The sequence below is a fragment of the Candidatus Neomarinimicrobiota bacterium genome (assembly GCA_017656425.1).
In the GTDB taxonomy this organism is placed as follows: domain Bacteria; phylum Fidelibacterota; class UBA2242; order UBA2242; family B5-G15; genus JACDNV01.
Genome location: JACDNV010000011.1, coordinates 33,048 through 57,671 on the forward strand (window position 1 = coordinate 33,048; position 24,624 = coordinate 57,671).

The 24,624-nt window shown below is 34.8% G+C and carries 28 protein-coding genes; all 28 read right to left on the bottom strand.

From position 1 onward, the window contains the following. Positions 1-6 precede the first annotated feature (6 nt). The 28 genes from H0Z29_08625 to H0Z29_08760 all read right to left on the bottom strand — a co-directional run bounded on the left by H0Z29_08625 (position 7) and on the right by H0Z29_08760 (position 24,593). Positions 7-1,200 (bottom strand): aminotransferase class I/II-fold pyridoxal phosphate-dependent enzyme, encoded by a 1,194-nt coding sequence (locus tag H0Z29_08625; protein MBO8131561.1) that lies wholly within the window; start codon positions 1,198-1,200, stop codon positions 7-9. Between the two features lie 9 nt (positions 1,201-1,209). Next, a complete protein-coding gene (gene ruvA, locus H0Z29_08630) occupies positions 1,210-1,803 on the bottom strand; it encodes a Holliday junction branch migration protein RuvA (protein ID MBO8131562.1) in 594 nt (197 codons plus the stop codon). Continuing rightward, positions 1,804-2,298 (bottom strand): crossover junction endodeoxyribonuclease RuvC, encoded by a 495-nt coding sequence (gene ruvC / locus H0Z29_08635; protein ID MBO8131563.1) that lies wholly within the window; start codon positions 2,296-2,298, stop codon positions 1,804-1,806. Further along, the gene (locus H0Z29_08640) at positions 2,298-3,053 is read right to left on the bottom strand and encodes a YebC/PmpR family DNA-binding transcriptional regulator (GenBank protein ID MBO8131564.1); all 756 of its coding nucleotides are present in this window, start codon (positions 3,051-3,053) and stop codon (positions 2,298-2,300) included. Before H0Z29_08640 ends, ruvC begins: the two co-directional genes overlap by 1 nt. 13 nt (positions 3,054-3,066) lie before the next feature. Then, entirely contained in the window at positions 3,067-3,540 is a 474-nt protein-coding gene (locus H0Z29_08645; GenBank protein ID MBO8131565.1) for an SPOR domain-containing protein, read from the bottom strand. A 57-nt stretch (positions 3,541-3,597) separates the two neighbouring features. After that, positions 3,598-4,359 (bottom strand): tetratricopeptide repeat protein, encoded by a 762-nt coding sequence (locus H0Z29_08650; GenBank protein ID MBO8131566.1) that lies wholly within the window; start codon positions 4,357-4,359, stop codon positions 3,598-3,600. Beyond that, positions 4,356-6,155, bottom strand: coding sequence for a protein BatD (locus H0Z29_08655; GenBank protein MBO8131567.1), 1,800 nt, complete (start codon positions 6,153-6,155; stop codon positions 4,356-4,358). The genes H0Z29_08650 and H0Z29_08655 overlap by 4 nt, the downstream gene beginning before the upstream one ends. A 7-nt stretch (positions 6,156-6,162) precedes the next feature. Then, complete coding sequence (locus H0Z29_08660; GenBank protein MBO8131568.1) at positions 6,163-6,855, bottom strand: tetratricopeptide repeat protein; 693 nt, start codon at positions 6,853-6,855, stop codon at positions 6,163-6,165. After that, positions 6,852-7,871 (bottom strand): VWA domain-containing protein, encoded by a 1,020-nt coding sequence (locus tag H0Z29_08665; GenBank protein MBO8131569.1) that lies wholly within the window; start codon positions 7,869-7,871, stop codon positions 6,852-6,854. Before H0Z29_08665 ends, H0Z29_08660 begins: the two co-directional genes overlap by 4 nt. A 2-nt stretch (positions 7,872-7,873) precedes the next feature. After that, entirely contained in the window at positions 7,874-8,869 is a 996-nt protein-coding gene (locus H0Z29_08670) for a VWA domain-containing protein (protein ID MBO8131570.1), read from the bottom strand. A gap of 20 nt (positions 8,870-8,889) precedes the next feature. Then, entirely contained in the window at positions 8,890-10,278 is a 1,389-nt protein-coding gene (gatA, locus tag H0Z29_08675) for an Asp-tRNA(Asn)/Glu-tRNA(Gln) amidotransferase subunit GatA (GenBank protein ID MBO8131571.1), read from the bottom strand. Between the two features lie 19 nt (positions 10,279-10,297). Next, positions 10,298-10,522: a twin-arginine translocase TatA/TatE family subunit gene (gene tatA / locus H0Z29_08680; GenBank protein MBO8131572.1), complete on the bottom strand. Its 225-nt coding sequence runs from the start codon at positions 10,520-10,522 to the stop codon at positions 10,298-10,300. Positions 10,523-10,536: 14 nt separating this feature from the next. Then, the gene (locus H0Z29_08685; protein MBO8131573.1) at positions 10,537-10,749 is read right to left on the bottom strand and encodes a DUF4321 domain-containing protein; all 213 of its coding nucleotides are present in this window, start codon (positions 10,747-10,749) and stop codon (positions 10,537-10,539) included. A 63-nt stretch (positions 10,750-10,812) separates the two neighbouring features. After that, entirely contained in the window at positions 10,813-11,499 is a 687-nt protein-coding gene (purQ, locus tag H0Z29_08690) for a phosphoribosylformylglycinamidine synthase I (GenBank protein ID MBO8131574.1), read from the bottom strand. Beyond that, the gene (gene purS / locus H0Z29_08695) at positions 11,496-11,753 is read right to left on the bottom strand and encodes a phosphoribosylformylglycinamidine synthase subunit PurS (GenBank protein MBO8131575.1); all 258 of its coding nucleotides are present in this window, start codon (positions 11,751-11,753) and stop codon (positions 11,496-11,498) included. Before purS ends, purQ begins: the two co-directional genes overlap by 4 nt. Then, the gene (gene pssA / locus H0Z29_08700) at positions 11,746-12,486 is read right to left on the bottom strand and encodes a CDP-diacylglycerol--serine O-phosphatidyltransferase (protein MBO8131576.1); all 741 of its coding nucleotides are present in this window, start codon (positions 12,484-12,486) and stop codon (positions 11,746-11,748) included. The genes purS and pssA overlap by 8 nt, the downstream gene beginning before the upstream one ends. Then, the gene (locus H0Z29_08705) at positions 12,483-13,124 is read right to left on the bottom strand and encodes a phosphatidylserine decarboxylase family protein (GenBank protein MBO8131577.1); all 642 of its coding nucleotides are present in this window, start codon (positions 13,122-13,124) and stop codon (positions 12,483-12,485) included. Before H0Z29_08705 ends, pssA begins: the two co-directional genes overlap by 4 nt. An 11-nt stretch (positions 13,125-13,135) precedes the next feature. Beyond that, positions 13,136-14,434: an adenylosuccinate lyase gene (locus H0Z29_08710; protein ID MBO8131578.1), complete on the bottom strand. Its 1,299-nt coding sequence runs from the start codon at positions 14,432-14,434 to the stop codon at positions 13,136-13,138. An 8-nt stretch (positions 14,435-14,442) separates the two neighbouring features. Next, positions 14,443-15,522, bottom strand: a complete 1,080-nt coding sequence (locus tag H0Z29_08715) for a trypsin-like peptidase domain-containing protein (protein MBO8131579.1) — start codon at positions 15,520-15,522, stop codon at positions 14,443-14,445. Beyond that, complete coding sequence (fsa, locus tag H0Z29_08720) at positions 15,519-16,163, bottom strand: fructose-6-phosphate aldolase (protein MBO8131580.1); 645 nt, start codon at positions 16,161-16,163, stop codon at positions 15,519-15,521. Before fsa ends, H0Z29_08715 begins: the two co-directional genes overlap by 4 nt. A gap of 15 nt (positions 16,164-16,178) precedes the next feature. Continuing rightward, entirely contained in the window at positions 16,179-16,913 is a 735-nt protein-coding gene (truA, locus tag H0Z29_08725) for a tRNA pseudouridine(38-40) synthase TruA (GenBank protein ID MBO8131581.1), read from the bottom strand. Next, a complete protein-coding gene (locus H0Z29_08730) occupies positions 16,906-17,640 on the bottom strand; it encodes an energy-coupling factor transporter transmembrane protein EcfT (protein ID MBO8131582.1) in 735 nt (244 codons plus the stop codon). The genes truA and H0Z29_08730 overlap by 8 nt, the downstream gene beginning before the upstream one ends. Continuing rightward, the gene (locus H0Z29_08735) at positions 17,634-18,281 is read right to left on the bottom strand and encodes a hypothetical protein (protein MBO8131583.1); all 648 of its coding nucleotides are present in this window, start codon (positions 18,279-18,281) and stop codon (positions 17,634-17,636) included. Before H0Z29_08735 ends, H0Z29_08730 begins: the two co-directional genes overlap by 7 nt. Continuing rightward, a complete protein-coding gene (lnt, locus tag H0Z29_08740; GenBank protein MBO8131584.1) occupies positions 18,278-19,852 on the bottom strand; it encodes an apolipoprotein N-acyltransferase in 1,575 nt (524 codons plus the stop codon). The genes H0Z29_08735 and lnt overlap by 4 nt, the downstream gene beginning before the upstream one ends. Next, complete coding sequence (gene ruvX / locus H0Z29_08745; GenBank protein ID MBO8131585.1) at positions 19,830-20,288, bottom strand: Holliday junction resolvase RuvX; 459 nt, start codon at positions 20,286-20,288, stop codon at positions 19,830-19,832. Before ruvX ends, lnt begins: the two co-directional genes overlap by 23 nt. A 63-nt stretch (positions 20,289-20,351) precedes the next feature. Continuing rightward, positions 20,352-22,526, bottom strand: a complete 2,175-nt coding sequence (locus H0Z29_08750) for a bifunctional (p)ppGpp synthetase/guanosine-3',5'-bis(diphosphate) 3'-pyrophosphohydrolase (GenBank protein ID MBO8131586.1) — start codon at positions 22,524-22,526, stop codon at positions 20,352-20,354. 20 nt (positions 22,527-22,546) lie between these two features. Continuing rightward, a complete protein-coding gene (dnaB, locus tag H0Z29_08755; protein MBO8131587.1) occupies positions 22,547-23,971 on the bottom strand; it encodes a replicative DNA helicase in 1,425 nt (474 codons plus the stop codon). A 1-nt stretch (position 23,972) separates the two neighbouring features. Continuing rightward, the gene (locus tag H0Z29_08760; GenBank protein MBO8131588.1) at positions 23,973-24,593 is read right to left on the bottom strand and encodes a uracil-DNA glycosylase; all 621 of its coding nucleotides are present in this window, start codon (positions 24,591-24,593) and stop codon (positions 23,973-23,975) included. Positions 24,594-24,624: the final 31 nt, after the last annotated feature.

The following is a 24,624-nucleotide window of genomic DNA, read 5'->3' on the forward strand; positions in this document are numbered from 1 at the left end:
GCAGCCCTAATTTTCAAGCCATTCTTTTAGTCTATTCAATCCCTCTCTTATTTCATCTTTTGTAACACCTGAATATGCAATTCGAATATAGTATCTTTTTTCATCAGGTAATCTTCTTCCAAAATGTGACCTCGTTGTAAATGCCACACCGGTATCGGCTATAGCCCTGAATACAAGTTCATCGAGAGATTTGATACCCTTCTTATCCATTGCTTCGGTAACGTCAGGAAAAAGATAAAATGTCGTATCTGGTTTATATACCCTAACTCCATTAATTGAATTTAATATATCACATGCTATATTGCGTCTTTCTTCTAATTCTTGAATCATGTTTTTATAATCTTTATCAGGGCCTTTAATTGCAGAAATTCCAGCATATTGAACGAAATGGTTTGTACATGATTCTATATTAACATTCAATTTATTTATAACGTCAATTATCCTTTTTGGACCTATCGCAGCACCAAGTCTCCAGCCTGTCATAGCGTACTTCTTAGAAAAGGTATACAAAATAATTGTCCTATTTTTTAAGCCAGAGAATGAAACGATGCTGCGAGTTTTACCCCTATATCTAATATCAAAATATGCTTCATCAGAAAGAACATATAAATCATTTTTTAAAATTAATTCAGAGAGTGCTTCCATTTCACCATCTGAAGATTCTACACCAAGTGGATTATGACAATTATTATAAATTATTGCTTTTGTTTTTTTGGTAATCAGAGACTCAAGATTTCCTATATCAATTTTAAATCCTTCGTTGGTTTCTAAAAATCTATAAGGCTTCGGTATACCTCCGAAATATTCAATCTGAGATTCATATATTGGATAGCCAGGTGACGGATATAGAACCTCATCCCCTGGATTTATCACTGCCTGTATAAACTTACCAATAACCGGTTTACCTCCGGGTTGTATAGATACCTCATTATAGTCATATTTAACTCCTCTTGAATTCGTAACATCTTCAGCAATAGCATCCCTTAATGCTAATATGCCTGGACTTGGCGAATACCCTGTTTTCCCATCTTTTATAGCTTTAAATGCAATATCTACAATATGTTCTGGAGTTGGGAAATTCAAATCACCGATATGAAAGGGATAAATTTTATATCCTTTGTTCTTCCATTCAAAAGTCAGTTCCGATATTTTAAAAGCAGTCTCCGTACCGAGATTTTTAAGCCTTTTTGCCAAACTCATCATTTCCTCTTATAGACTTTTTAACGCTTCCTTTATCAATTCCTCGACGTTTGCCCCACTCCCAAGTTTTTTATATGCCTTAAAAACCAAATTTTTCGCCTCATTCTTTTTATATCCAAGCGTCATTAATGCAATAACTGCCTCTTCAATTTTCCCAGAAATGAAAAAATTTAAGTCTTCAATATCCGCTTCTTTATGAAGTGAAGCAAACTTTTCCCTCAATTCTACAATAATTCTATTTGCAGTTTTTATGCCAATTCCGGGTATCATCGTAAGCGCTGATATATCCCCAGCACCTATCCTTTCCTTAAACTGCTCAGGTGAAGTACCTGACAATATAGTTATAGCCATTTTGGGTCCTATGCCAGAGATACTTATTAATTGTAAAAATAGTTCTCTTTCCTCTTTTGTATAAAAACCATATAGAGATCTTACATCATCGCGTACATACAGATGAATAAAAAGCTTTACAATTTCACCAGTTGAAGGAAGTCTTTCGTAAGTAGATATCGGTATGGATATCTTATAACCCAAGCCATTTACATCGATTACAACCTCTGTTGGTCTTTTTTCAATCAACTTACCAGTTATATAATCATACATTTATCCCTCTCTCCATTTATTTTGATTAAAATAACATATAGCTATTGCCAGCGCATCACTTTCATCATAATCGAGCTTACTTTTTTCAAGATCAAGAATTCTCTTAACCATAAAATTAACCTGGTCCTTAGTAGCAGAACCGTTCCCTACAACTGATACCTTTATTTTAGCAGGGGAAAATTCCTCTATAGCAAGTCCATGCAATTTACCTGCAAGAAGCACAATCCCTCTTGCCTGACCCATTTTCAATGCTGTCTGAATATTTTGTGCATATATAGCCTGCTCTACAGCCATTACATTCGGCTTCCACTTCTTTATTACTTCTGTTAAACCATTAAAAATTGTCTTTAATCTATCCGGGAAAGAGTATTTTGATGATGTTATAATCTGTCCTGAAGTTATATATTGAAGTCTGTTTTCTCTAACTTGGAGAATCCCATATCCAGTTTTAAAAACCCCTGGATCAACACCAATAATCTTAATAGAATTACCCATTAAAAAGAACTGGTTACTTTCTTAAGAATCTCTTCATCTATATCAAAATTTGCATAGACTTTCTGAACATCATCATGATCTTCGAGTGTCTCCACAAGACTCAGTATCTTTTGCGCATTGTTTTCATCTACATTAACGGTATTTTTTGGAATCATGGATATCGCAGATTCAAGTATTGGAACATTTTTTTCTTCGAAGGCTTTTTTCACACTTTCTAAATTTGAAGGATCAGTCGTTATTTCATATGCGTCCTCAGTTATATTTATATCTTCAGCACCGGACTCAGTGGCAATTATCAAAATATCATCTTCAGAAAATGCATTTTTTTTAACTGTTATAGTACCTTTTTTTTCGAACATCCACGAAACGCTGCCTGAAGTTGCCAAATTACCGCCATACTTTGATAAAATATGCCTTATTTCAGATACCGTTCTATTTTTATTATCAGTCAAGACCTCAATATAAATGGCAACTCCGGCAGGACCATATGCCTCGTAAACCACCTCTTCATAATTAACACCTTCAATTTCACCACAACCTTTAGCAATAGCCTTCTCTATATTTGACATAGGCATATTATGTGCCTTTGCTTGCTGAATAGCCTGCCTTAATCTTGGGTTTGAATCCTCGTCTGGACCACCCAATTTAGCCGCTACCTGTATTTCCCTTATTAATTTGGTAAAAATCTTGCCTCTTCTTGCATCATTTACAGCTTTCTTTCTTTTTATTTGTGCCCATTTGCTATGTCCAGCCATTAATCACTCCTACTTAATATTTCTTTATATTTTCTTTTACTTCTATTCTTGTTCTTATTATCCAAGCATCTTTCAATCCCGATTCTATCGCAATTTTTAACAATCGCTCCGCTTCTTCTCGAGTCAGGCAATTACCTACTCTTATTTTATAATAAGGAGAATTGAATACTTTTTCAACCTCTTCATTTGGAAACAATTCTTTGCAGTATCTAAATAGCGAATCAGCAAGATAAAAATCATCAGCAGAGAATACCTGAACCTTATACCCAACTGTCTCTCTGACTCTCACACTATCGACTCTAATCTCCCCTTCATTAGTTCCCGTAAATATCTCATAAATCATTACTCCATCAAAAATTGAAATTGGTGGCTCATTAAGTTTCACTGGATCAAATGATTCATCTTGGACTATAGTAGAATCAGGCAGACCAGTAGCAAATTGAAATAAAATCACTAATAAAGTTAAACTATATAACATCTTTCGCATAATCACAACTCATTATATTAAATTTAAAGACATTTATATTCAATTAAAACGCTATTATTAAATAATACCAATAGTATTCTCTCTTACCCACCCCTGCTTTCCATCGGGTAGTTCAATCCTCAACCATTGGTCTTCTTTATAAAGCACTCTGACTTTTAGCCCTTCATGAATAATAAACAAAACTACACTACCTTCCTGAGGTGCTGATAAACATTCAAGTGATGGAATCAAAACTATACCATAATTATTTGTATTCTCATCACAAAACTTATCTATCAATAAAACTAAATTAATCAACAACAAAATCGCAACTACAGCGATTATAAATTTTAAAACCCTCTTAATTACAGTAGAACTGATAAAATTATAACCAACAAATATAAATGATAACAATAGCATCCAGAAAGATAAAATTTTAGCCCAACCACTTGAAGAATATATATTTTTTAGATTTCTGTACCATTCTATTAAGAAAAATGGAGGTGGTACTTCTATTCTGTCCTTAATCCTCAGATTAGCTAACTTCAGATTGAACCTAGCATCACCATTTTTAGGATTCAATTTTAACGCTTTTTCATAATAAAGAATTGAATATCCCAGCTTTCCCATTCGATAATAGGCATTCCCTATATTATAATATATTTTATCGGACTCATAATCATTATCAATAATTTTCTTATAAATCTCTATACTTCCAGGATAATCACCAGAAATGTATTTTTTATTAGCATCTTCATATAGCTTTTGAACACTCAATACATCTGGCAACACAACTTCTACTAATAATAATATGATAATCAATTCTGACAAATGCCTCATATGGTCTCCGAAAGTAGCGTCAACACCCTCTCCGTCTCGTTAACTAACTCTCTTATATTTTTACCTAATGAAATTGGTGAAAAACGCATCTCATTTAATTGGGATAAAAGCTCAATAACTGTCTTCACATCCTCTTCTCTCAATCTCCCATTTATCGCATTTAAAATAACTTCAATGTCTGGTATTCTATTTTCAAGGAGTAATCGATCAGATACAAAGCGGGCAATTACCATATATAGTTCTGTAGCTATTAGCTTTTCTGTCCCTGTCTCTAACTTAGTTTTTATCTCTTCCAGCCTCTTTTTAGCAACCTGGAGTGCCTTTCTTCTACGTAAAACTTTTTCATTTTTAAAAATATTTATTTTATAATACTTGAGTCCATAAGAAATGGTGATATTGAATATTGAAATACCGAGAATAAGCCAGAACCATAAACTTTTTATAAATGACTCACCTACTCTCTTTAAATGTATATTACCTGTATATATAAACCTAATATCTTCACTTAATAGCATTACTTCATCTTTCGACATACTTGCATATGAATCTGTTAAAACTCCAGAAGTAGGGACAACCTTTACCCAATGAGACATACTTTCAGTTACTTCATATTTTTTTGTCACAGGATTAAAATAATGCAGTTTGATAGAGGGAATGTAGAAATCTTTACCAGCTCTTGGGATCAGCACATACTCATAAACAACTCTGCCTCTAATCCCGTCTCCGCTATTGTCGGTGGAACGTTCAACCTCTGGCTCAAAAATATCAACATAATCAGGCAGGTTTGGTGGATTCAATTTTACAAGATTGATATTACCAATTCCATCCACGATATATCTAAGAGTAACGGCTTGATTCTGCTTCATGATGTTGGAATCTACCATCGAATATATTTTGAATTTACCAACAGCTCCGGAGAAATCGGCTGGTTTACCAGCTTCCGGCAATGGTTTGACATTGATTTTTATAGGCTTTGAAGATACTGATATCACTTTTGTCTGCGTGAAAAATGGGCTATCAAAAAAAGGATCATTAAAAAAATCATCAAATATTGACCCTGACCTTTTTCGCGGAACAACTACCTCACAACTGATGACCATGGGATCTATTGTTAGCTCACCTGATATTGTCGGAAAATAAGCAATCCTCTGTAGCTCCGCTTTTTTATATCTGACGCCTTCGATTATTTCTGATTCTATTTCTGGATTGTTACTAGCAGGAAAAGCCTCCGCCCAAAAACCTCTTGCATCAGGTAGTTTATCTCTTGAAAATGTTCTTATGCTTGTTCTAAAATACAGTACAAAAGAAACATTAACTTCCTCACCGATATAAGCTTCTTCTTTGCTAGGAATAGCTTTTAAAAACACAGTCATGGACTCAGTTAACTGCTGCTGGCTCTTATCTGCAGGTTTTTTAGCAGTTCCTGATCTTGCAAGAACTTTCACTGTAACTTTATTAGTCGAATACGCTCGTCTACCTATTTTTATAGTAATTGGTTTTATTGTAATCTCGCCTATTTTGGTAGGAGCTAATCTCCAAGTCACAGATTTATATGAGCTCACTTTCCCATTGATAATTTGAATCTGACTGGATTGTGACGGACCTGATATAACTACATAATCATTTGATCTTGGTAAATTTATTTCAGGAAAATAGTTCGCCCCTTCTAATTCTACAGTAAAATCAAAAACTTCATCTTCGTATATAGTATTCTTATCAACATACGCTTTTATCTTTACCTGTGCAGAAAAGGAAAGTGAAAAAATTAATAGGTTTAATAGTAATGCCCTTTTCATATGTCCCCTACCAGTCTTTATCTCTTTTTATGCCTGGTGCTCTCATCCTTAACTTTTCTTTTAAATATTCCTTTTCCTTTTCACCCAATGCATCAAGAATTGGTTTGTACTGTTCCTTTTTATTCTCTTTTTTCCGTTCGTTTTTACTTAATTGTTCTGATACAGATTGTTTCTGGTCTTTCTTCTTATCCTTCTGATTTTGTTGCTGACTTTTATCTGTTTGCTGCTTCTGCTTTTTTTTATTTTTATCCTCTTTATTATTTTCCTTTCGGGACTTTTTCTGCTGATTTTTCATTAATAAGCTGTTAACCAATTCATAGTTATGCTTGGCATCATAGTCCATTGGATTTAAGAGTATTGCCTTTCTATAAAACTGCAAACTTTCCTGAAGTTTACCAGATTTAAAAAGAGTGTTCCCTATATTATAATAAACTGCAGATTTTTTTATGGAATCCTTAATAGTAATCGATTTTTCAAATTCTCGCAATGCATCATTATATTCACCCATCTTATAAAGCACATCTCCCTTCCCGAAATGGGCCTCTTCCATATCGGAATTTTTATTTAACACAATTTCATATTTTTTTAAAAGATCTTTATATTTGCCCTTTTTATAGAGATTTATTTCACCTTTGGCAAATAAAAATTCTATTAAAAGAATGATCACAATAAGCGTTAGAATTAATTTGCCCCTTCTCACCTCGATACCTTTTTCTCCAGTATAAAAAACTCGCTTAATATCAATAACAATCCTATTATAAGGAAAATCTGATACCTGTGCTTAAACCCAGAATATTCATGCGTCCACAATTCTTTCTTATCAAGTTTAAAAATATCATCATAAATATTATTAAAAACAGTAGCTTCTGTTCCCAAATGATAGTATTTTCCTCCGGTCTCCACTGCTATCTTCTTCAAAACGGCATCCGATAAATGAGTTATTACAATTTTACCATCTTTATCCTTTTTAAAACCAGTCTTATTACCGTGCTTATCATATATTGGTATAGGTGCACCAGAATACGAACCGACACCAACAGTATAAACTATTACATTGTTATTTCTGACCTGCTCTATTGACTTTTCAATATCACCTTCATGATCTTCACCATCGGAAATTAAGATAACAACTTTACTTTTAGTCCCACCGGATTCTTTACTTTTATCAAAAATATTAAAGGCTGTATTTAACGCTTCGGCAATAGCTGTGCCCTGTACTCCAATTATATCGGTATCTATAAGATCAAGGAAAAGTTTCGCAGCACTATAGTCAAGCGTCAAAGGACAAACCGGATAGCTTATCCCGGCAAATGCCACAAGACCAACTCTATCACCTTTTAGTTTATCGATCAGTTTACTCACCTCATATTTTGCTCTTACAAGTCGATTTGGAGTTACATCTTCTGCCTTCATACTCAATGAAGTATCAAAACATATAACAATATCTACTCCCTTCCTTTTCACAAGTTGGAGCTTTGTACCAATCTGTGGTCCAATAAGGGCAATTATTAGAAAAAATATACCACAAATTATAAGTACATCTTTTATTTTTCTTCTCTTGATTCCCTCACCATCTATAATTCTTTTAAGAGTATCACTATTTGAAAATCTCTTCAAGTAGACTTTATTCATCCGATAATAAATAAAAACTGATAAAATCAAAATTAAAATGGTAATAAATGTCCATAAGTACTGAATGTTAGCAAACTTTATCATAATTAAGGTCCTACTCTCCACACATTCCGTTCAAATATAAAACCCATAACAAATAACATAATTGCTGGAAATAGAAACAGATGGTACAAATCTTTAAAGTTCATATATTCTTTAACTTTTATATCTGATTTTTCAAGGCTATTTATCTCATCATAAATTTTTTCGAGACTTCTTTCATCAGTCGCCCTAAAATATTTTCCACCAGTCATTTCCGCCATTTTCTGTAATAATTCCTCGTCTATCTCTACATCTACCATTCTATATTGAATAGACCCGTCAGGTAAAACCACTGGATATGGTGCCTTTCCTCTTCTTCCAGCCCCAATAGTGTATACCTTAATTCCGTATGCTTGCGCCATGTCGGCAGCAGTTAATGGATCAAGCTCTCCAGCATTATTTCTACCATCAGATAGTAAAATAACTATTTTACTGACAGATTGACTTCCCTTTAGTCTATTTACTGCATGCGCAAGCGCCATCCCAATTGCAGTACCATCGTATTTTTCGTCAACAAAAGTAACTCTATTAAGTAACTCATTCAATATACCATAATCTACCGTAAGAGGACACTGCAGGAAACTCACTGCACCAAATACAATCAACCCTATTCGATCATTGTGTCTCTCATTAATAAACTTGCGGGCAACTGCTTTTACAGCTTCAAGTCGATTTGGCTGAAAATCTGCAGCTCGCATACTTCCTGAAATATCAACCACAAGCATTATATCTATACCTTTAGTTATAAATTCTTTTTCTGTCAAACCCTTTTGTGGTCTTGCTAACGCTAATATTAAAAGGACAATTGAAAATAGTTTTATGCCTTTTAATAAATATACCTTCCTTTTAGCGGAATCTATGCCGACTATTTCTCGTAAAGATTTAAAATTGGAATATTTAATGGATGTATAAAGAACTCTATCTTTCCTTCTTGTCCAGAGGATGATGAATGGAATTATTAATAAAAAAGCAAGAAAATACCAATCGGTGAATATTATCATAATATCTTCTTTTCGAATAATCAAAAGCCAATTTCTGACTCTATATAATGACCAACCTGAAAAATTGTTTCTTCTTTAAAATAATCAGCAATAAGCTGAATTCCTATAGGTAGACCATCCTTGGACTTACCTGCAGGGATATTCATAGCAGGCAATCCGGCAAGGCTTGCAGATGTAGTATAAATATCACTAAGATACATAGATAGAGGATCCTCAACCTTACTACCTATCTCAAATGCCGTTGTTGGGCTTGTTGGTGTTAATATAATATCCACATTTTTAAATGCTTCCACAAAATCGTCTTTAATCAGTTTTCTTACACGCTGAGCTTTATTGTAATATGCTTCATAATAACCAGCTGAGAGTACATACGTACCTAGCATAATACGTCTTTTTACCTCATTACCAAAACCATCATGTCGTGTATCATTATACATGCTAATTAGATTACCTTTCCTTACGCTCAGTCCATATTTGACACCATCATAACGCGCAAGATTGGAAGATGCTTCTGCTGTTGCAATTATATAATAAGTTGCTATTGTATATTTTGTATGGGGAAGGCTAATATTTACTATCTCAGCGCCTCTTTTCTCCAATTCATTTATATAATATTTAATCCTATCCTCTATTTCTTTATCCAGCCCTTCTTCAAAATACTCTTTTGGCACGCCAATTTTTATTCCATTAATATCCCTCTCCAAATTTTCTATATAATTATCGACAGGAACATCCACGCTTGTGGAATCCATTACATCATATCCTGATATTATTTGCAGTAGCAATGCCGTATCATATATATTTTTCGCAAACACTCCTATCTGATCCAAACTGGAAGCAAAGGCAACCAAACCATATCTCGATACCCTCCCATAAGTAGGTTTTATTCCCACTACTCCACAAAATGAAGCAGGCTGTCTTATAGAACCGCCAGTATCAGAACCAAGTGCCATATCAACAAGTCTTCCTGCAACCGCGGCAGCTGACCCACCACTTGATCCACCAGGAACCATCTTTTCATTTACAGGATTTCTTGTAGGACCGAAATAAGAGTGCTCCGTTGATGAACCCATTGCAAATTCATCAAGATTCGTCTTACCTATAATAAGTCCATCCTCAGCTATTATTTTTTCCACGACCGTCGCATTATACGGCGGGATGAAATTCTCCAGTATACGGGAGGCACAAGTTGTCGGATAACCTTTTACACATATATTATCTTTTATACCAATAATCTTGCCAGCTAACTTACCAGCTTTTCCTTGAGTGATTTTATTTTCTATCATGGCTGCAATTTCAACAGCATCATTTACTACATTAATAAAAGCATTGTATGGATTATTTTTCCTTATTTTTTCAATTATATTAATAGTTCTTTCCCGTAGAGAGGACTTAGTCATTTCTTTCATTCCGTTTCTCCCTGAAATTTTATTCTTTTTTCTCTGACTCTTTCTCTTTCTTTGGTGGCTCTATATACTTATCTTCCTTGATCGATTCGTTTATCTCTTCTTCAATTTCCTTTGTGGCTTTTTTAAACTCTTTTAAGCTCTTACCGAGCCCTCTCGCAAGTTCTGGTAATCTCTTTGCACCAAAAAGCAATAGCAGTACTAAAAGTATCAGCAATATCTCTCCAAATCCAAGGTTTCCAAACATTGCTCACCTCCAAATTATCTCCAGAACCTTAAAAGGTAATAGGCCACTAAAAGACCAATTATACCTATAAGGTTCAATTTTAAAGTAAAGCCAATTGTTAGAGAAAATAAAACCAGATCAACTACACTCGGACCAAGCATGATATCAATAGACCTCAAGAATACATCCTTAACGACACCGTCAGGTAAAGCATATTTTATAATTTCTCCAAATAATGAACCAATCATCAAACCAATTAACAAAATACCGAGCGCAAATAAAACGCTAAATCTACCTCTTGACCTTTCCACTTAATTCTTCCCAATCAAAGATTTAAAAATTCCCAACCCATCATCAGAACCAAGTATTTTTTCCGATGCTCTTTCGGGATGTGGCATCATACCAAGTACATTACCCTCTTTATTTAGTATCCCTGCAATATTCAAGATTGATCCGTTTGGATTCGCCAGATCAGTGACGTTTCCGTCACTGTCACAGTACTGAAATACTATTCTGCCATTATCCTGTAATTCCTTTACAGTATTATCATCTGCGAAATAATTACCGCTATAGTGAGCAATAGGCATTTTCAATACCTGTCCATCTTTTAGATTTCTTGTGAAAATAGTATCTTTATTTGAAACCCTTATATATACCTCTTCACATCTAAATCTCATTCCATTATTTGGAATTAATGCACCAGGAAGCAAACCTGCCTCAAGCAATATTTGAAATCCATTACATATACCCATAATTGGATTCCCACGCTTTGCCAGTCTCATAACTTCCTGCATTACAGGGGAAAACCTCGCTATAGCGCCTGCCCTAAGGTAATCACCATAGGAAAATCCACCTGGTAATATAATTGCGTCGTAACCACGTAAATCTGATTCCTTATGCCATATTAGATTGGTTTGAACCTTTAATATTTTCCTAAAAACGTAATAAGAATCATAATCGCAATTTGATCCAGGAAAAACCACAATTCCTACTTTCATTTCCCTTCCTCAACAACTTCAAATTCATAACTCTGAATAACGGGATTAGCAAGCAGCCTATCACAAGCATTCTTTGTAACCTCTTTTGCTTTATTAACATCTATACCTGACCCAAAACTCAACTCGAAGTATTTACCTGTATGAACTTCCTCAATTCCCTCAAATCCCAGCGACTTTAAAGCATTATTTATTGTTTTCCCTTCCGGATCCAGTATTCCAGGTTTGTATCTGACTATAATTTTAGCTTTAACCATTTCTTTCTCCCCTTCTTCTCGCAATAACAATCCTGGGTTCTTCATATCCATTCATCCAATTTATTATATGATATACGATGAATAGAGTGAAAAATGGAAATATCACAAAACCAGGTTTAATAACCATAGAAATAAAAATTAATAAAATAATAGCCGATCTAATAGAATAATGAATACTTCTCTTAAAACTTATATGTGGAAGCAGGCTAAATCTAATTTTGCTCACCATAAGAAATGAAAGAGTAACAACCATCGGAAGAAGTATCCTCGGATCACCGTAATTTTTATAAATGCTATAATTGAACCACAGGTAAGAAGTCATAGTAATCGCACTTACTGGCACCGGCAAACCAAGATAATAGCTTTTTCTTCCTGTTGACTGAGCAATAACATTGAAGCGAGCAAGTCTAATAGCCCCAAAAAGTAGAGGGAAAAAGGCTATCATTGCACCAACTATCTCGAGTTCGGACAAATACACATTATAAATCAATATAGATGGAGCGAGACAAAATGAAACTATATCAGCAAGAGAGTCAAACTCTATCCCAAACCTTGAATCTTTCCCAATTAATCTGGCTACCTTACCATCCAGAGCATCAAAAATTGAAGCAAGTATTATCAATATGATTGCAGAAATATAAGCTCCCTCAATCACCTTTGTAATAGCAAAAAAGCCCGAGAATAAATTCAATATAGTAAATAAACTGGGTATAAATGAGGTCTTAAGTCTCAATTTATTTCTCCTATAATAGTTTGACCTGCTTTTACTTTCTGACCTATACTTACATTAATGCTCGAAGTAATAGGAATTATCAAATCGACTCTCGATCCAAACATAATCATACCGATTCTCTGCCCCTTCAAAACTTTATCATCCTCACAAACATAACTTACAATACGTCTTGCAATTACACCAGCGATTTGTTTAACTACAAAATTGTACTTTCCATTATTGAAATATATTACGTTTTTTTCATTTTCTTTATCAGCCTTTTTTTTATAAGCAGCAATGAATTTCCCTTCCTTATATTCTATTTTTTTCACGGTTCCAGGAAGAGGTGCCCTATTAACATGAACATCGAATAAAGACATAAAAATCGAAATTAAAATCGAATTACCGCAGAAGTGGTCATTAACCTCTTCAATTTTTATTATTCTCCCATCAGCAGGAGATACTATAATTTTGTCCCCACCAGGTATAATTCTCTCAGGGTCACGGAAGAAATAAATGGTAAAACCAAATAGGAAAAGCGAAATGATAAAAAGAACATTTATAATATCCGATTTTATAAATATCATCAGTATAGCAAGAGTAAACGACAATAAAAAAGAAGGAAAAATTATTTTAACACCCTCTTTAGCAATTTTCATAAAATAGCCCTCTACGAATTCCCTAAAACATTCTCATAAATATAATCAACTTTTTTAAGAATTCTACTCTCATTAAAAACTTCCTTTAGTTCATCCTTTTTAATCCTAGCTCTAACATTACTATCCTTCAGTAATAATTCTAAAAAATCTTTCTTTGTTCTCCATGCTTCCATTGCATTTTTCTGAACTATTTCGTATGCTTGTTCTCTTGTAAATCCCGCCTCTACTAATTTAAGAAGTACCCCCTGTGAGTATATAAGTCCTTTTGTAAGATTCAAATTCCTCTTCATATTCTCGGGATATACAGCAAGTCCAGATAGTATTTTTATCATATCATTTAGCATAAAATCTATAACTATGCACGCATCTGGAATTATCACTCTTTCAGTGGATGAGTGCGATATATCCCTCTCGTGCCAGAGAGCTATATTCTCCATTGCAGTCAGGCTATACCCTCTTAATAATCTAGATAATCCACAGATGCGCTCACACATTACGGGATTTCTTTTATGTGGCATTGCTGAAGAACCTTTTTGTCTTCTACCAAATGGTTCCTCTGCTTCTAGTACCTCTGTTCTTTGCAGATGTCTTATTTCAAGAGCAATTTTCTCCAGAAGTGCTCCTATTAGTGCTATCGTATTTATAAAGAAAGCATGCCTATCTCTTTGTAATACCTGATTTGATATTGAGGCAGGTTTTAGTCCTAGATTCTTACATACCCTTTTTTCTACCTCATGGTCAATATAAAAATATGTACCAACTGCACCTGAGATTTTCCCAAAACTTATCTGCTCTACTGCAAGTTTAAATCGCTCAATATTTCTTTTCAACTCCTCATACCAAATTAAAAATTTCAACCCAAATGTTATCGGTTCTGCATGTATACCATGAGTTCTCCCAATCATTATCAAGTTTTTATATTTAAAAGCTTTCTCTTTCAGAATTTCTAGGAGTTTGTTAAGTCTTTTTTGAATCAACTCTGATGCCTCTTTAATTTGAAGTGAAAGAGCTGTGTCAAGCAAATCTGATGAGGTCATCCCCATATGAATAAATCTTGAAGAGGGACCCACATATTCAGCTACATTGCTAAGAAATGCAATAACATCATGTCTTACCTCTTCCTCTATTTGCTTTATCCTATCAACGTTAAAGTTTGCTTTCTCTTCAATAATCCTGAAATCTTTTTCTGGTAACTTGCCCATATCTTTGTATACTCGACATACTTCAACCTCTACCTTTAACCAGGTACGAAATTTGTTCTCCTCACTCCATATATTCCCCATTTCAGGCAAAGTATATCTTTCAATCATGCCAACTCCTATTCAAGCACTAATTGAAATTCTATCCTTTTTCCATCTCTGATACCAACAAATTTTACAATGTCTCCTCTCTTATAAAAATTCTCCTGTATCTCATCTATTATATCATACTTGTTTTTTATTTTCCTATTGTTTATTTGTATTAATATATCGCCAATTTTTATTCCCGCTTTTTCAGCTGAGCTTCCCTTTTTTACATTGGTCACGATCACTCCAGCCACTTCTTCCAGCCCAAGATACCTTGCAAGAAAAACATCTATATCCTGAACAGTCAGACCTGTTCTGAATGATCGGTCCACTTTCCCATATTTCTTCAATTCTTCCACAACTACCTTGACTCTATTTATAGGAATTGCAAATCCAATCCCTATTGATCCTTCGCTCAAAGCACTTCCTGTAAAAATGAAAGTATTTATTCCAATTACCTCACCATTCACATTAACAAGGGGTCCACCGCTATTGCCCGCATTTATAGATGCATCTGTCTGTATCATATCCTGATAGACTCTTCCACTTTCCTGCTTTCCAAAATCAATGTCCACGCCAGAAACTATACCAACAGTTGCTACAGGATTGTGAGCAACATTAAAAAGTCCAAAGGGATTGCCTAGTGCCACGACCCATTCACCAACAATTATATCGTCGGAATCACCAAGCTTTGCGTATTTAAAATTTTTACCATCTATTTTGAGTAGTGCTATATCCGTGAGATTATCCACCCCGACTATCTTTGCTTCAAATTCTCTACCTCCCACTAAGGATACAACAACTTTTTCCGCATTTTCTATTACATGTGCATTTGTTACTATATAACCATTAGAACTTATTATAAATCCAGAGCCCAAACTTTGAACTCTCCTTCTTATGATTTGCTCCGGGAACAAAAACCGCAATAGTGGATCATCAAAAAATGAACCTGTCACATACTCCTGGATAGCTATAACATTTATCCCCGCAACAGCTGGACCAACATCTTCAATAGCACGAGTTATTGCATTTCTTCGAGAACAGTCTATATCACTCTGGGCATAAACTAAAACTATTAGTACAAATATGTTAATTAAAATCTTAAATTTCATTTTCCCACTTTTCTCCAGTCTTCAAGGAATCTATTTATACCCATATCTGTCAATGGATGCTTTATCATCTTCTCCAGCACTGTAAATGGAATAGTACAAATATCAGCTCCAATTAACGCAGCTTCAACAATATGAAGAGGATTTCTAATACTTGCTACTATAACCTGAGTTTTAAAATTATAATTTCTATAAATCTGTACTATCTGTTCTACTAACTCCATTCCTATATGACTTATATCATCCAGGCGCCCCACAAAAGGTGATACATATGTCGAACCAGCTTTTGCAGTAAGTATTGCCTGCAGAGAAGAAAAAACAAGTGTCGTGTTTGTTTTTATTCCTTCTGAAGTGAGAATTTTTATAGCTTTTAACCCCTCAAGAGTAATTGGAATTTTTATGACTATATTATCACCTATTTTTGCCAGCTCCCTTGCCTCTTTTACCATTCCTTCTGCATCAAGACTTACGACCTCAGCACTTACAGGACCATCAACTATACCGCAAATATCCTTCAAAATCTCCCTGAAATTACCTTTTTCCCTACTTAATAAAGTAGGATTTGTCGTCACACCATCAAGTATACCCCATGATTGGGCCATTTTTATCTGTTCAATATTCGCAGTATCGATAAAAATTTTCATCTCCCCCCTCTTTTTCTAATAAACTACCTCTTTCAAGAATAAACCTCTGGCTGGTGCACTTATAACTTGCACTCTATTATCCTTATTTTCAAGTAGATTTTTGAAGTCCTCAATTGTATAACGACCTCGGGCAACTTCAATCATTGTTCCAACCAACATTCGTACCATTGTCTGTAAGAATCTATTTGCTGAAATTGTATAAATGAAAAAATCACCTTCATCTTTCCAAAAAGATTCAATAACATTACATTCTTTGTTTTTAACTACACAGGTAGATTTGCAAAATCTTTCAAAATTTCGCCTACCTAATATCATATCACTACAGATTTTAAGCTTATTGAAATCAAACTCGAAATGTGGCTTCCAGCTATATATTCTTTCAAAAGGACTATAGTTTTTAGTTATTTTATAAATATAGGTCCGCTTCTTTGCCGAAAAGCGGGCATGAAACTTCTTATCTACTTCCTCACAGGACTTTACATTTATATCTGGTGGTGTTCCAGAGTTGATTACTATTCTTACCTTTTCAACCGATAAATTAGTATTAAGATCAAAATGTGCTACCTGTCCGAGAGCATGCACTCCTGCATCAGTTCTTCCCGCCCCTACCACGTTCACCCTTTCCCCACTACCAAGAGGTTGTAATGCATCTTCTATTGCCTGCTGGATTGTTCTTGAGCTTTTTTGCCTCTGCCATCCAGCATAATTTGTACCGTCGTATTCGACTATTATTTTAAACCTTTTAGACATATATGATTGTAATTGCAAATGAAGTGATCAATAAAAATAAAATCCAATCCTTTAAAACAAATTTCAATCTTTTATAATAAGTACGCTTTCCCTTTCCATATCCTCTAATGTACATCGATAAAGAGAGAGTATCTGCTTTTTTCAAGATATACACCATCAAAGGAGATAGGATATTTTTAAACTCTTTGATTCTACCAATTACCGTACTGTTCCGATCAACATTAAAAAAATTCCTATAACTCTGGTCAATATCCTTCACCTCCCTTTTAACTATAGGAAAAAATCTAATACCAATAAAAATTATCATGAAAAGATCATCAACTGGAAACTTCAGCTTCTTTAATGGACACAATATAGAATAGACCGAATCAATCAGTTCAATTCCATTTATCCAGTTGAACGCAAACCCGGATACTAAAAATAGATTTAATAATCTGATTGTAAACATAATGGAGACTAATAATCCTTCATAGCTAAAGGTAAATCTAACCCCTCCTATTGAAAAATTAAGTGAGGTAAAAATCACATGTATAGTCAGTGTCAACGGAATAAATACCAGAAAAAGCCTGACTGAATCTATGACTCTATTTAAATATTTACTTACGATTAAAAACAGTACAAATAAAAGCAAAATAATGGATTGGAATAATAAATTTGTCTTTACAAAAATAATTACCAGCAAAGCAATAATTATGAAGAGCTTGACTCTGGGATCAAATTTTACCATTTCAAATCCAGACTAATTGAGGTTACAACCCCTGGTAAATGGTAAAATCGTGGTCTCAAAGATAATTCGGGTTCTTCAAGCCTTTTTCTAGTTATAGCAATAATATCTATTGCACTTACTATTCTATTAACCGCAAGCCCAGCAAAAAGCATTGATGCGTTACGATAAAATATACCACTTCTTATTCTGTACTTATCAAATCTTTTCTTATTGGCTTCACTATCCCATGCCCAGAAGTATTTCTCATTCAAGGGATATACCAAGTCTATCTGCCTATTCCTGAGCTTTTGCTCATTGTATTCATATATATTCAGGTAATTTCCTACATCTGTAAAATATTGCATATCTTTGCCATCAGGATCTATCTCAGCGTGTGACACAGCAAAAGCTACTACTGTATTATAATACAATCTGCCGTAATATCTTGACAATACATATCCAGCCATAAGACCCAAATCAGCAAGGTTCAGTAAATATCCTCTCTGGTGTCTACCCAATGTATGCTCCCCCCAACCAGGAAATATCAAAGATTTTAAAAGAATAACCCTTGCTTCACCAAAACTTAATTTTTCTTCCTCCTGAGCAGTGATAGTGCTTACCACAAGGATTATCGCCAAAGAAAAAACCAATAACTTTTTCATCGATTCTCTTCCTTCCTCTTTATAAATATAGCAACAATCAACACAGCCAAAGTTATTGTATTGAGTATAGAAAACCAATCCCCTATTTTAGTATTCAAACTTCCTGTACCTGTTAAAACATCAGCTACTAAATAACCTTTCTTATTAAAACCTATCTTTCTCTTAACCTTTCCATCTGGCATTATAATCATTGATACCCCAGTATTCGCTGCTCTTACCACAGGAATTCTATTCTCAACAGCTCTAAATCTGGATATTTCAGCGTGGAGATAAGGAGCTGAAGTCATACCAAACCAAGCGTCATTTGATATGACTACAAGCATTTCAGAACCTTTTTTTACCCCTTTTCTTACAATATCTGGAAATGATGATTCATAACAGATAGCAACAGTGAACTTCACCTCACTTTTACTGTTGGTGTCTGATGTATTACTAGTATTTATTTTAAATATAGTAATACTATCACCCGATTCAAAATTACCCTGTCCAAAATTTATATTTCCTAACTCTGGGAATACACTTGATAAAGGGATATATTCTCCAAGAGGAACCAGCCTCAATTTACTGTAAGTAGGAATACTTCCCTCATCAGGTGGTATAAGGAAAGCAGAGTTATAATATTTGTACTCTCCGCCTATTCTTTTAAAATCAGGTACACCAGTCAATAAATAAACCTTATGCTCTTTCATTTTATTTCTAATTCTTACCATTTCACCGTGCTGGTTTAGACGCAGATATACAGGAACTGCAGTCTCAGGCCAGACTACCAGATTCACATTATGCTCTGCAACCGAATCCGTGTAGTTATATAAAGTATTCATAACATCATCGTAATAAATTTTAGTCCACTTTTCGTTTGGATCAATGTTCGGCTGTACAATCCCAACTCGAATGAATTTCCCTTTGTTCGATTTTTCAGAATACATTGATATTCTGATGATTCCATAAATAAAAACTATGGCGAAAGAAATGCAAATAAAGCTCAGAAGAATTTTCCTTGCTCTAAGACTAATATTCTTAAAAAACAAAAGATATAATATAGAATTAACCATTACCACAAAAAAACTCAATCCAAATGACCCAAAAATATCAGAAATCTGGATTAATGGTAAAAAATACAACTGCGTATAGCAGAGATTATTCCATGTGAAACCGAACCTTCCCAGCGACCTCAAATATTCAATGCTAACCCAGATGACGGGAAGCAGTGCAATAGCTTTAATCGCACCAAGCTTTTTTCCTAGCAGACCAAAGATAAAGCCTATCATAGCATAATTCAATGAAAGGAAAAGCACAGCAGAAATCATAGATAGCACCGCCCAATACCATTCTGTACCTTTATTTAATGAAAGCCAATATAATATTCCAAGATTCAACATTACTCCGAATAAAAATCCCTTTTCAACCCCTAGGTTGAATTTATCTCTTTCAAAAGCATAGATTAAGGGAATCAATGCCATATACGATATAAAACCAAGCTTGAGTGGAGGAAATCCAGTAATGACAAGAATTCCAGATATTATTACAAGAATGTTTGGATGCAGCCTGTTAAAAATCTTCTTCACTATCATTGGAATGCTTTGGATATCCTCCCACTTTACCCCTCGAATCAAGATAGGTCTGCAAGATTAGTGAAGCAGATATCATATCAACTTTATGTTTATTATGCCTAATTTTTTCACCTTTGAAATGCATGGTTCTCATCGCTTCAGCAGTAGTCAGTCTCTCATCTATAATAAAAATCCCGATATCAATAACCTTTTTTAGTTTATCAACAAACTCTCTTACCTTTATAGTTTGCTTAGTGTCACCACCACTCATTGACAAAGGCATACCAACAATAAGAGCCTCAACATTATTTTCTTTTATCTCTCTTAATATTTCATCAAAAATATTATCTCCATTATTGATGATCACCTTATACGGTGATGCAATAATCTTTAACTCATCGGATAAAGCTATACCTATTCTTTTATCACCATAGTCTATTCCCATTAATCTTCCCATAACTGTCTCTTTTTTTATTTTTTCTATATATTTTTATAAAAATAATATGGCTAAAAAGAAATATTATCTCCTTTCAATGCTTATTATACCAGGGACTCTATAAACCCTTTCAATAACTTTATTTAAATGATCAATGTTACCGACCTGTATCAGCAATGACACGTTAGCAAGCGATTCATCCACCTTGCCTTCAACACCCACAATATTGGTATTTGTGTAGGTTATCGCATCCATTATGTCGCGAAGTAGACCTTTTCTCTCCTGAGCAAGTATCTTTATTGGAACCGTAAACTGTTGTCCCTTACCAACATCCCACTCAACATTAATAATCCTATCGGTCGAATCGATCATTGCTGGTATATTTTTACAATCGTTTTTATGAATTATAATACCTCTACCTCTACTGATAAATCCCAGAATTTCATCACCCGGGATTGGATTGCAACACTTTGCAAAGGACACCATCATGTTTTTTATACCATCGATTTTAACACCTCGTATGGAGGTAATAGTTCTTTGATAAATGAGCTTTTCGTAATCCTCTTTTTCAATTTCCTCTTTTTTATGAGGAAAAAGCTTTGAATATATGCTGTGAACAGTTATAATTCCGCTTCCTACCGCCTCATAAAGTTTGTTTATATCTTTGTAGCCAAAAACATCCAGATTTTCACAAATGGTTTTTAAAAATTTTATATCCTTATGCCTTCTATCCTCTTTTTCTAATATTTCTTTTCCGAGCTTTATGGACTCATCCTGCTGAATCTTCCTTAACCATCTTTTTATAGAACCGATCGCTTTCCCTGTCTTTACAAACTTAAGCCAGGCATAGCTTGGTCTCTGATTCTCAGAAGTCAAAATTTCTACTGTTTGACCACTTTTAAGCTCCGTATTCAACGGAACAATCCTGCCGTCTACTTTTGCACCAATACACTTATAACCAACTTCTGTATGCACAGCGAAAGCAAAATCAACAGGTGTAGCACCCTTTGGTAATCTAATAAGATCTCCTTTTGGAGTAAAAACAAAAATCTCATCTTTGAATAAATCTATCTTCAATGTTTCAAGAAACTCTCTTGGATTCCCTGACTCTGTTTTCAATATTTCAATCAAATCCCTAAGCCAGCTAATGTATTTGTCTAACTCATCTGGTTTATCCTTTGACTCCTTATATCTCCAGTGTGCTGCTACACCCTCCTCGGCAACCAGATCCATCTCCTCGGTTCTTATTTGCACCTCTACCACTTTTCCATCTGGACCACGTACCGTTGTATGAATCGATCTATATCCATTGGTTTTAGGATTTGCAATATAATCTTTAAATCTTTCCATAATCGGGGTATAGATACTATGAACAATACCGAGTATCGAATAACAATTTTCTTTTGTATCGGTAATTAATCGAATTGCCATTAGATCATAAATTTCCTCGAAAGATTTATGACGCACCTGCATTTTTTTATATATTGAATAGTAATTCTTCGTCCTTCCTATTATCCTCGCCGGAATACCCTGTTCCTTCAAAGCTTTCTCTATCGGAATGGAAAACTTATTTATATATTCTTCCTGAGCCTTTTTGCTTGCCTTTAATTTCTGGTGAATATATCTGTAAGCATCATAATCAAGCGTTTTTAAAACTAAATCTTCCAGCTCTGATTTAATTTTGAACATTCCAAGTCTATGGGCAAGAGGTGCATACACATCACGAGTTTCAGTAGCTATCCTCAGTTGCTTAACAGAAGGTAAATACTTCAAAGTCTGCATATTATGTAATCTATCAGCAAGTTTAATAATTATTACCCGTATGTCATCTGCAACACTTAACAATAATTTTCTAAAATTATCAGCTTGCTCTTCCTTTTTGCTGATAAAAGAAATTCCACTTATTTTTGTAACACCCTCTACGAGATTAGCAACATCCTCACCGAATACTTCTTTTATATCATCATAAGTTATATTAGAGTCTTCAATCGTATCATGAAGGAGACCACCCATAACTGTAGCTACATCCATACCGAGTTCTGCAAGAGTCATTGCAACTCTATAGCAATGCTCAAAATATGGTTCTCCAGAAAGTCTTTTCTGCCCCTTATGAGTAGACTTCGCAAATTTATAAGCAGTCCACAATTTCTCATAATGCTCGGTAACATCATGGCCACTACTCATAATGGCATAAATAAGGTCTATAAACTTCTTTGGTCTTTTCTCTACGGTTTTCTTTTCTACCTTGACCTCTGCCATAAATTATCTTTATTTGTATTTTAAAAGGTATTTGATATTGCTTCCTCCCGAGGAGGTGAATAATCTTCAAATCTAGCGTATCTATCAATAAAAACTGCTTTTACGGTGTCTATTGGACCATTTCTTTGCTTTGCAACAATAATTTCAGCTTTCTTTTCCTCATCATGGCTTATCCCCTCTTTTTCCCTGCTCTTCTTATACATTACAGGTCTATAGACAAAAATTACCACATCCGCATCTTGTTCTATTGCTCCCGACTCTCTTAAATCAGATAGTTGTGGACGGTGATCACCACCTCGCTGCTCAGGTGCTCTTGACAATTGTGACAATGCTACCACAGGAATATCAAGCTCTTTTGCCAGTGCTTTCAAACCCCTTGAAATCTCAGCAATCTCCTGCTGTCTACTATCGGAAGCTCTTGTGGCTCTGATTAATTGAAGATAATCAATAAAAATTACCTTTACATCCTTTTCAGCCTTTAATCTTCTTGCTTTTGCCCTGATTTCAAGCATTGTAGGAGAGGGAGAATCATCTATGTAGATAGGAGCCTTTGCCAGTTCACCTGATTTTACACTCAGCTTCGACCATTGTTCACGAGGTAATCTCCCGGTTCGCACAAGATGGCTATCTACTCTTGCTTCCGCACAAAGCAATCTCATGGCTATCTGATAATCAGCCATTTCAAGGCTGAAAAAGCCAACGGGAATTCTCCATTCCACCGCCGCATTTCTTGCGATAGTCAGTGCCAAGGCTGTCTTACCCATACCCGGTCTACCAGCAATAATAACGAGATCCCCGTTGTGGAATCCTGATGTAAGACTGTCTAGGTCTGATAGCCCTGTTGGGACACCTGTTGTATCCCACTTTTTATTATGAATCGCATCAAGATATTCAAAAGTTTCAGAAAGCACATCTTCAAATTTCTTAAAACCAGCCTTTAGTCTTCTTTCTGATAGAGCAAATATTCTCTCTTCAGCTCTATCTAATATGTAAAATACATCTTCTTTTCCCTCATATGCTTCTGACTGGATTTCGTTAGCTGCACTGATCAATTTTCTTAAAGTGGATTTTTCAAGCACAATCTGGGCATAGTATTCTATATTTGCAGCTGATGGGATAGACTCCACGAGCCCGGTTATGTAATAAGCCCCACCAGCCAATTCAAGCTTATTATCTCTTTTCAATCTATCTATTACACTAAGCTGATCGACTGGCTGAGCTTCGTTAAAAAGCTCCACCATTGCGCCAAAAATAACTTGATGTTGTGTGCTGTAAAAATCACCTTGCTCAAGATATTGGAGAGCTTTACTAACAGCCTCTTTTTCCAGCATCATAGCTCCGAGGACCGCTTGTTCCACCTCTATAGAATGAGGTGGAACTCTCAGCACTTCACTAATGCCCACATCAGAACTATTTCTTTTGTCATTTGACTTACTCCTTGCCATTTCAATCCGCCTCTTTTAAATAAATTTCTTTTATTTTTTCAAAATCCTCAACTATTGCCTTTTCCAGATTTGGATTTCTAAGTACAGCAGCAGGATGGTAAGTTACCATTAAATCTATATTATGATATTTAAAAATAGAATGTCTGAATTGACCAAGCGTATACTCCATTTTTAATAAAGCCTTCGCCGCGGTTAATCCAAGGCATACAATCAATTTTGGATTTATCAATTGTAATTGGGCAATCAGATAGGGCTCGCACTGTGAAATCTCGAAAGAACTTGGTGTACGATTATTCGGTGGTCGACATTTCAACACATTACCGATAAAGACTTCATTTCTGTCAATTCCAACCATCTTAAATAGTCTATTAAGTAGCATCCCCGCTCTTCCAACAAACGGCTTGCCCTGTAGATCTTCGTCCCGCCCCGGAGCCTCGCCAATAAAAACTATATCAGCTTGCAGATTGCCAGATCCAAAAACTGTATTTGTTCTTGTCTTATGCAAATTACATTTCTTACAATTTTCTACGGCTTTTTTTATCTCGTTTAATTTTTCTATTGGATTTATTATCACTTTACCAGGTTCTTCAGTAAGAATTAACTCATCACCAAACAGTTCCATTTGTTGTTTTAAATATTTTTCAACCACGTTC

Excerpts from the sequence above, each read along its gene's own strand:
- H0Z29_08625 (MBO8131561.1), bottom strand. The coding sequence starts at position 1,200 with ATGAGTTTGGCAAAAAGGCTTAAAAATCTCGGTACGGAGACTGCTTTT.
- dnaB (MBO8131587.1), bottom strand. The coding sequence starts at position 23,971 with ATGGCAAGGAGTAAGTCAAATGACAAAAGAAATAGTTCTGATGTGGGC.
- lnt (MBO8131584.1), bottom strand. The coding sequence starts at position 19,852 with ATGATAGTGAAGAAGATTTTTAACAGGCTGCATCCAAACATTCTTGTA.
- H0Z29_08640 (MBO8131564.1), bottom strand. The coding sequence starts at position 3,053 with ATGGCTGGACATAGCAAATGGGCACAAATAAAAAGAAAGAAAGCTGTA.
- H0Z29_08670 (MBO8131570.1), bottom strand. The coding sequence starts at position 8,869 with ATGATAATATTCACCGATTGGTATTTTCTTGCTTTTTTATTAATAATT.
- ruvC (MBO8131563.1), bottom strand. The coding sequence starts at position 2,298 with ATGGGTAATTCTATTAAGATTATTGGTGTTGATCCAGGGGTTTTTAAA.
- H0Z29_08665 (MBO8131569.1), bottom strand. The coding sequence starts at position 7,871 with ATGATAAAGTTTGCTAACATTCAGTACTTATGGACATTTATTACCATT.
- H0Z29_08645 (MBO8131565.1), bottom strand. The coding sequence starts at position 3,540 with ATGCGAAAGATGTTATATAGTTTAACTTTATTAGTGATTTTATTTCAA.
- H0Z29_08760 (MBO8131588.1), bottom strand. The coding sequence starts at position 24,593 with ATGGAACTGTTTGGTGATGAGTTAATTCTTACTGAAGAACCTGGTAAA.
- H0Z29_08750 (MBO8131586.1), bottom strand. The coding sequence starts at position 22,526 with ATGGCAGAGGTCAAGGTAGAAAAGAAAACCGTAGAGAAAAGACCAAAG.
- H0Z29_08735 (MBO8131583.1), bottom strand. The coding sequence starts at position 18,281 with ATGAAAAAGTTATTGGTTTTTTCTTTGGCGATAATCCTTGTGGTAAGC.
- H0Z29_08705 (MBO8131577.1), bottom strand. The coding sequence starts at position 13,124 with ATGAAAATTGCTAAAGAGGGTGTTAAAATAATTTTTCCTTCTTTTTTA.
- purS (MBO8131575.1), bottom strand. The coding sequence starts at position 11,753 with ATGGTTAAAGCTAAAATTATAGTCAGATACAAACCTGGAATACTGGAT.
- H0Z29_08655 (MBO8131567.1), bottom strand. The coding sequence starts at position 6,155 with ATGAAAAGGGCATTACTATTAAACCTATTAATTTTTTCACTTTCCTTT.
- H0Z29_08685 (MBO8131573.1), bottom strand. The coding sequence starts at position 10,749 with ATGATTGGTTCATTATTTGGAGAAATTATAAAATATGCTTTACCTGAC.
- ruvA (MBO8131562.1), bottom strand. The coding sequence starts at position 1,803 with ATGTATGATTATATAACTGGTAAGTTGATTGAAAAAAGACCAACAGAG.
- H0Z29_08710 (MBO8131578.1), bottom strand. The coding sequence starts at position 14,434 with ATGATTGAAAGATATACTTTGCCTGAAATGGGGAATATATGGAGTGAG.
- truA (MBO8131581.1), bottom strand. The coding sequence starts at position 16,913 with ATGTCTAAAAGGTTTAAAATAATAGTCGAATACGACGGTACAAATTAT.
- H0Z29_08715 (MBO8131579.1), bottom strand. The coding sequence starts at position 15,522 with ATGAAATTTAAGATTTTAATTAACATATTTGTACTAATAGTTTTAGTT.
- purQ (MBO8131574.1), bottom strand. The coding sequence starts at position 11,499 with ATGAAAGTAGGAATTGTGGTTTTTCCTGGATCAAATTGCGATTATGAT.
- fsa (MBO8131580.1), bottom strand. The coding sequence starts at position 16,163 with ATGAAAATTTTTATCGATACTGCGAATATTGAACAGATAAAAATGGCC.
- gatA (MBO8131571.1), bottom strand. The coding sequence starts at position 10,278 with ATGAAAGAAATGACTAAGTCCTCTCTACGGGAAAGAACTATTAATATA.
- H0Z29_08730 (MBO8131582.1), bottom strand. The coding sequence starts at position 17,640 with ATGGTAAAATTTGATCCCAGAGTCAAGCTCTTCATAATTATTGCTTTG.
- tatA (MBO8131572.1), bottom strand. The coding sequence starts at position 10,522 with ATGTTTGGAAACCTTGGATTTGGAGAGATATTGCTGATACTTTTAGTA.
- H0Z29_08650 (MBO8131566.1), bottom strand. The coding sequence starts at position 4,359 with ATGAGGCATTTGTCAGAATTGATTATCATATTATTATTAGTAGAAGTT.
- ruvX (MBO8131585.1), bottom strand. The coding sequence starts at position 20,288 with ATGGGAAGATTAATGGGAATAGACTATGGTGATAAAAGAATAGGTATA.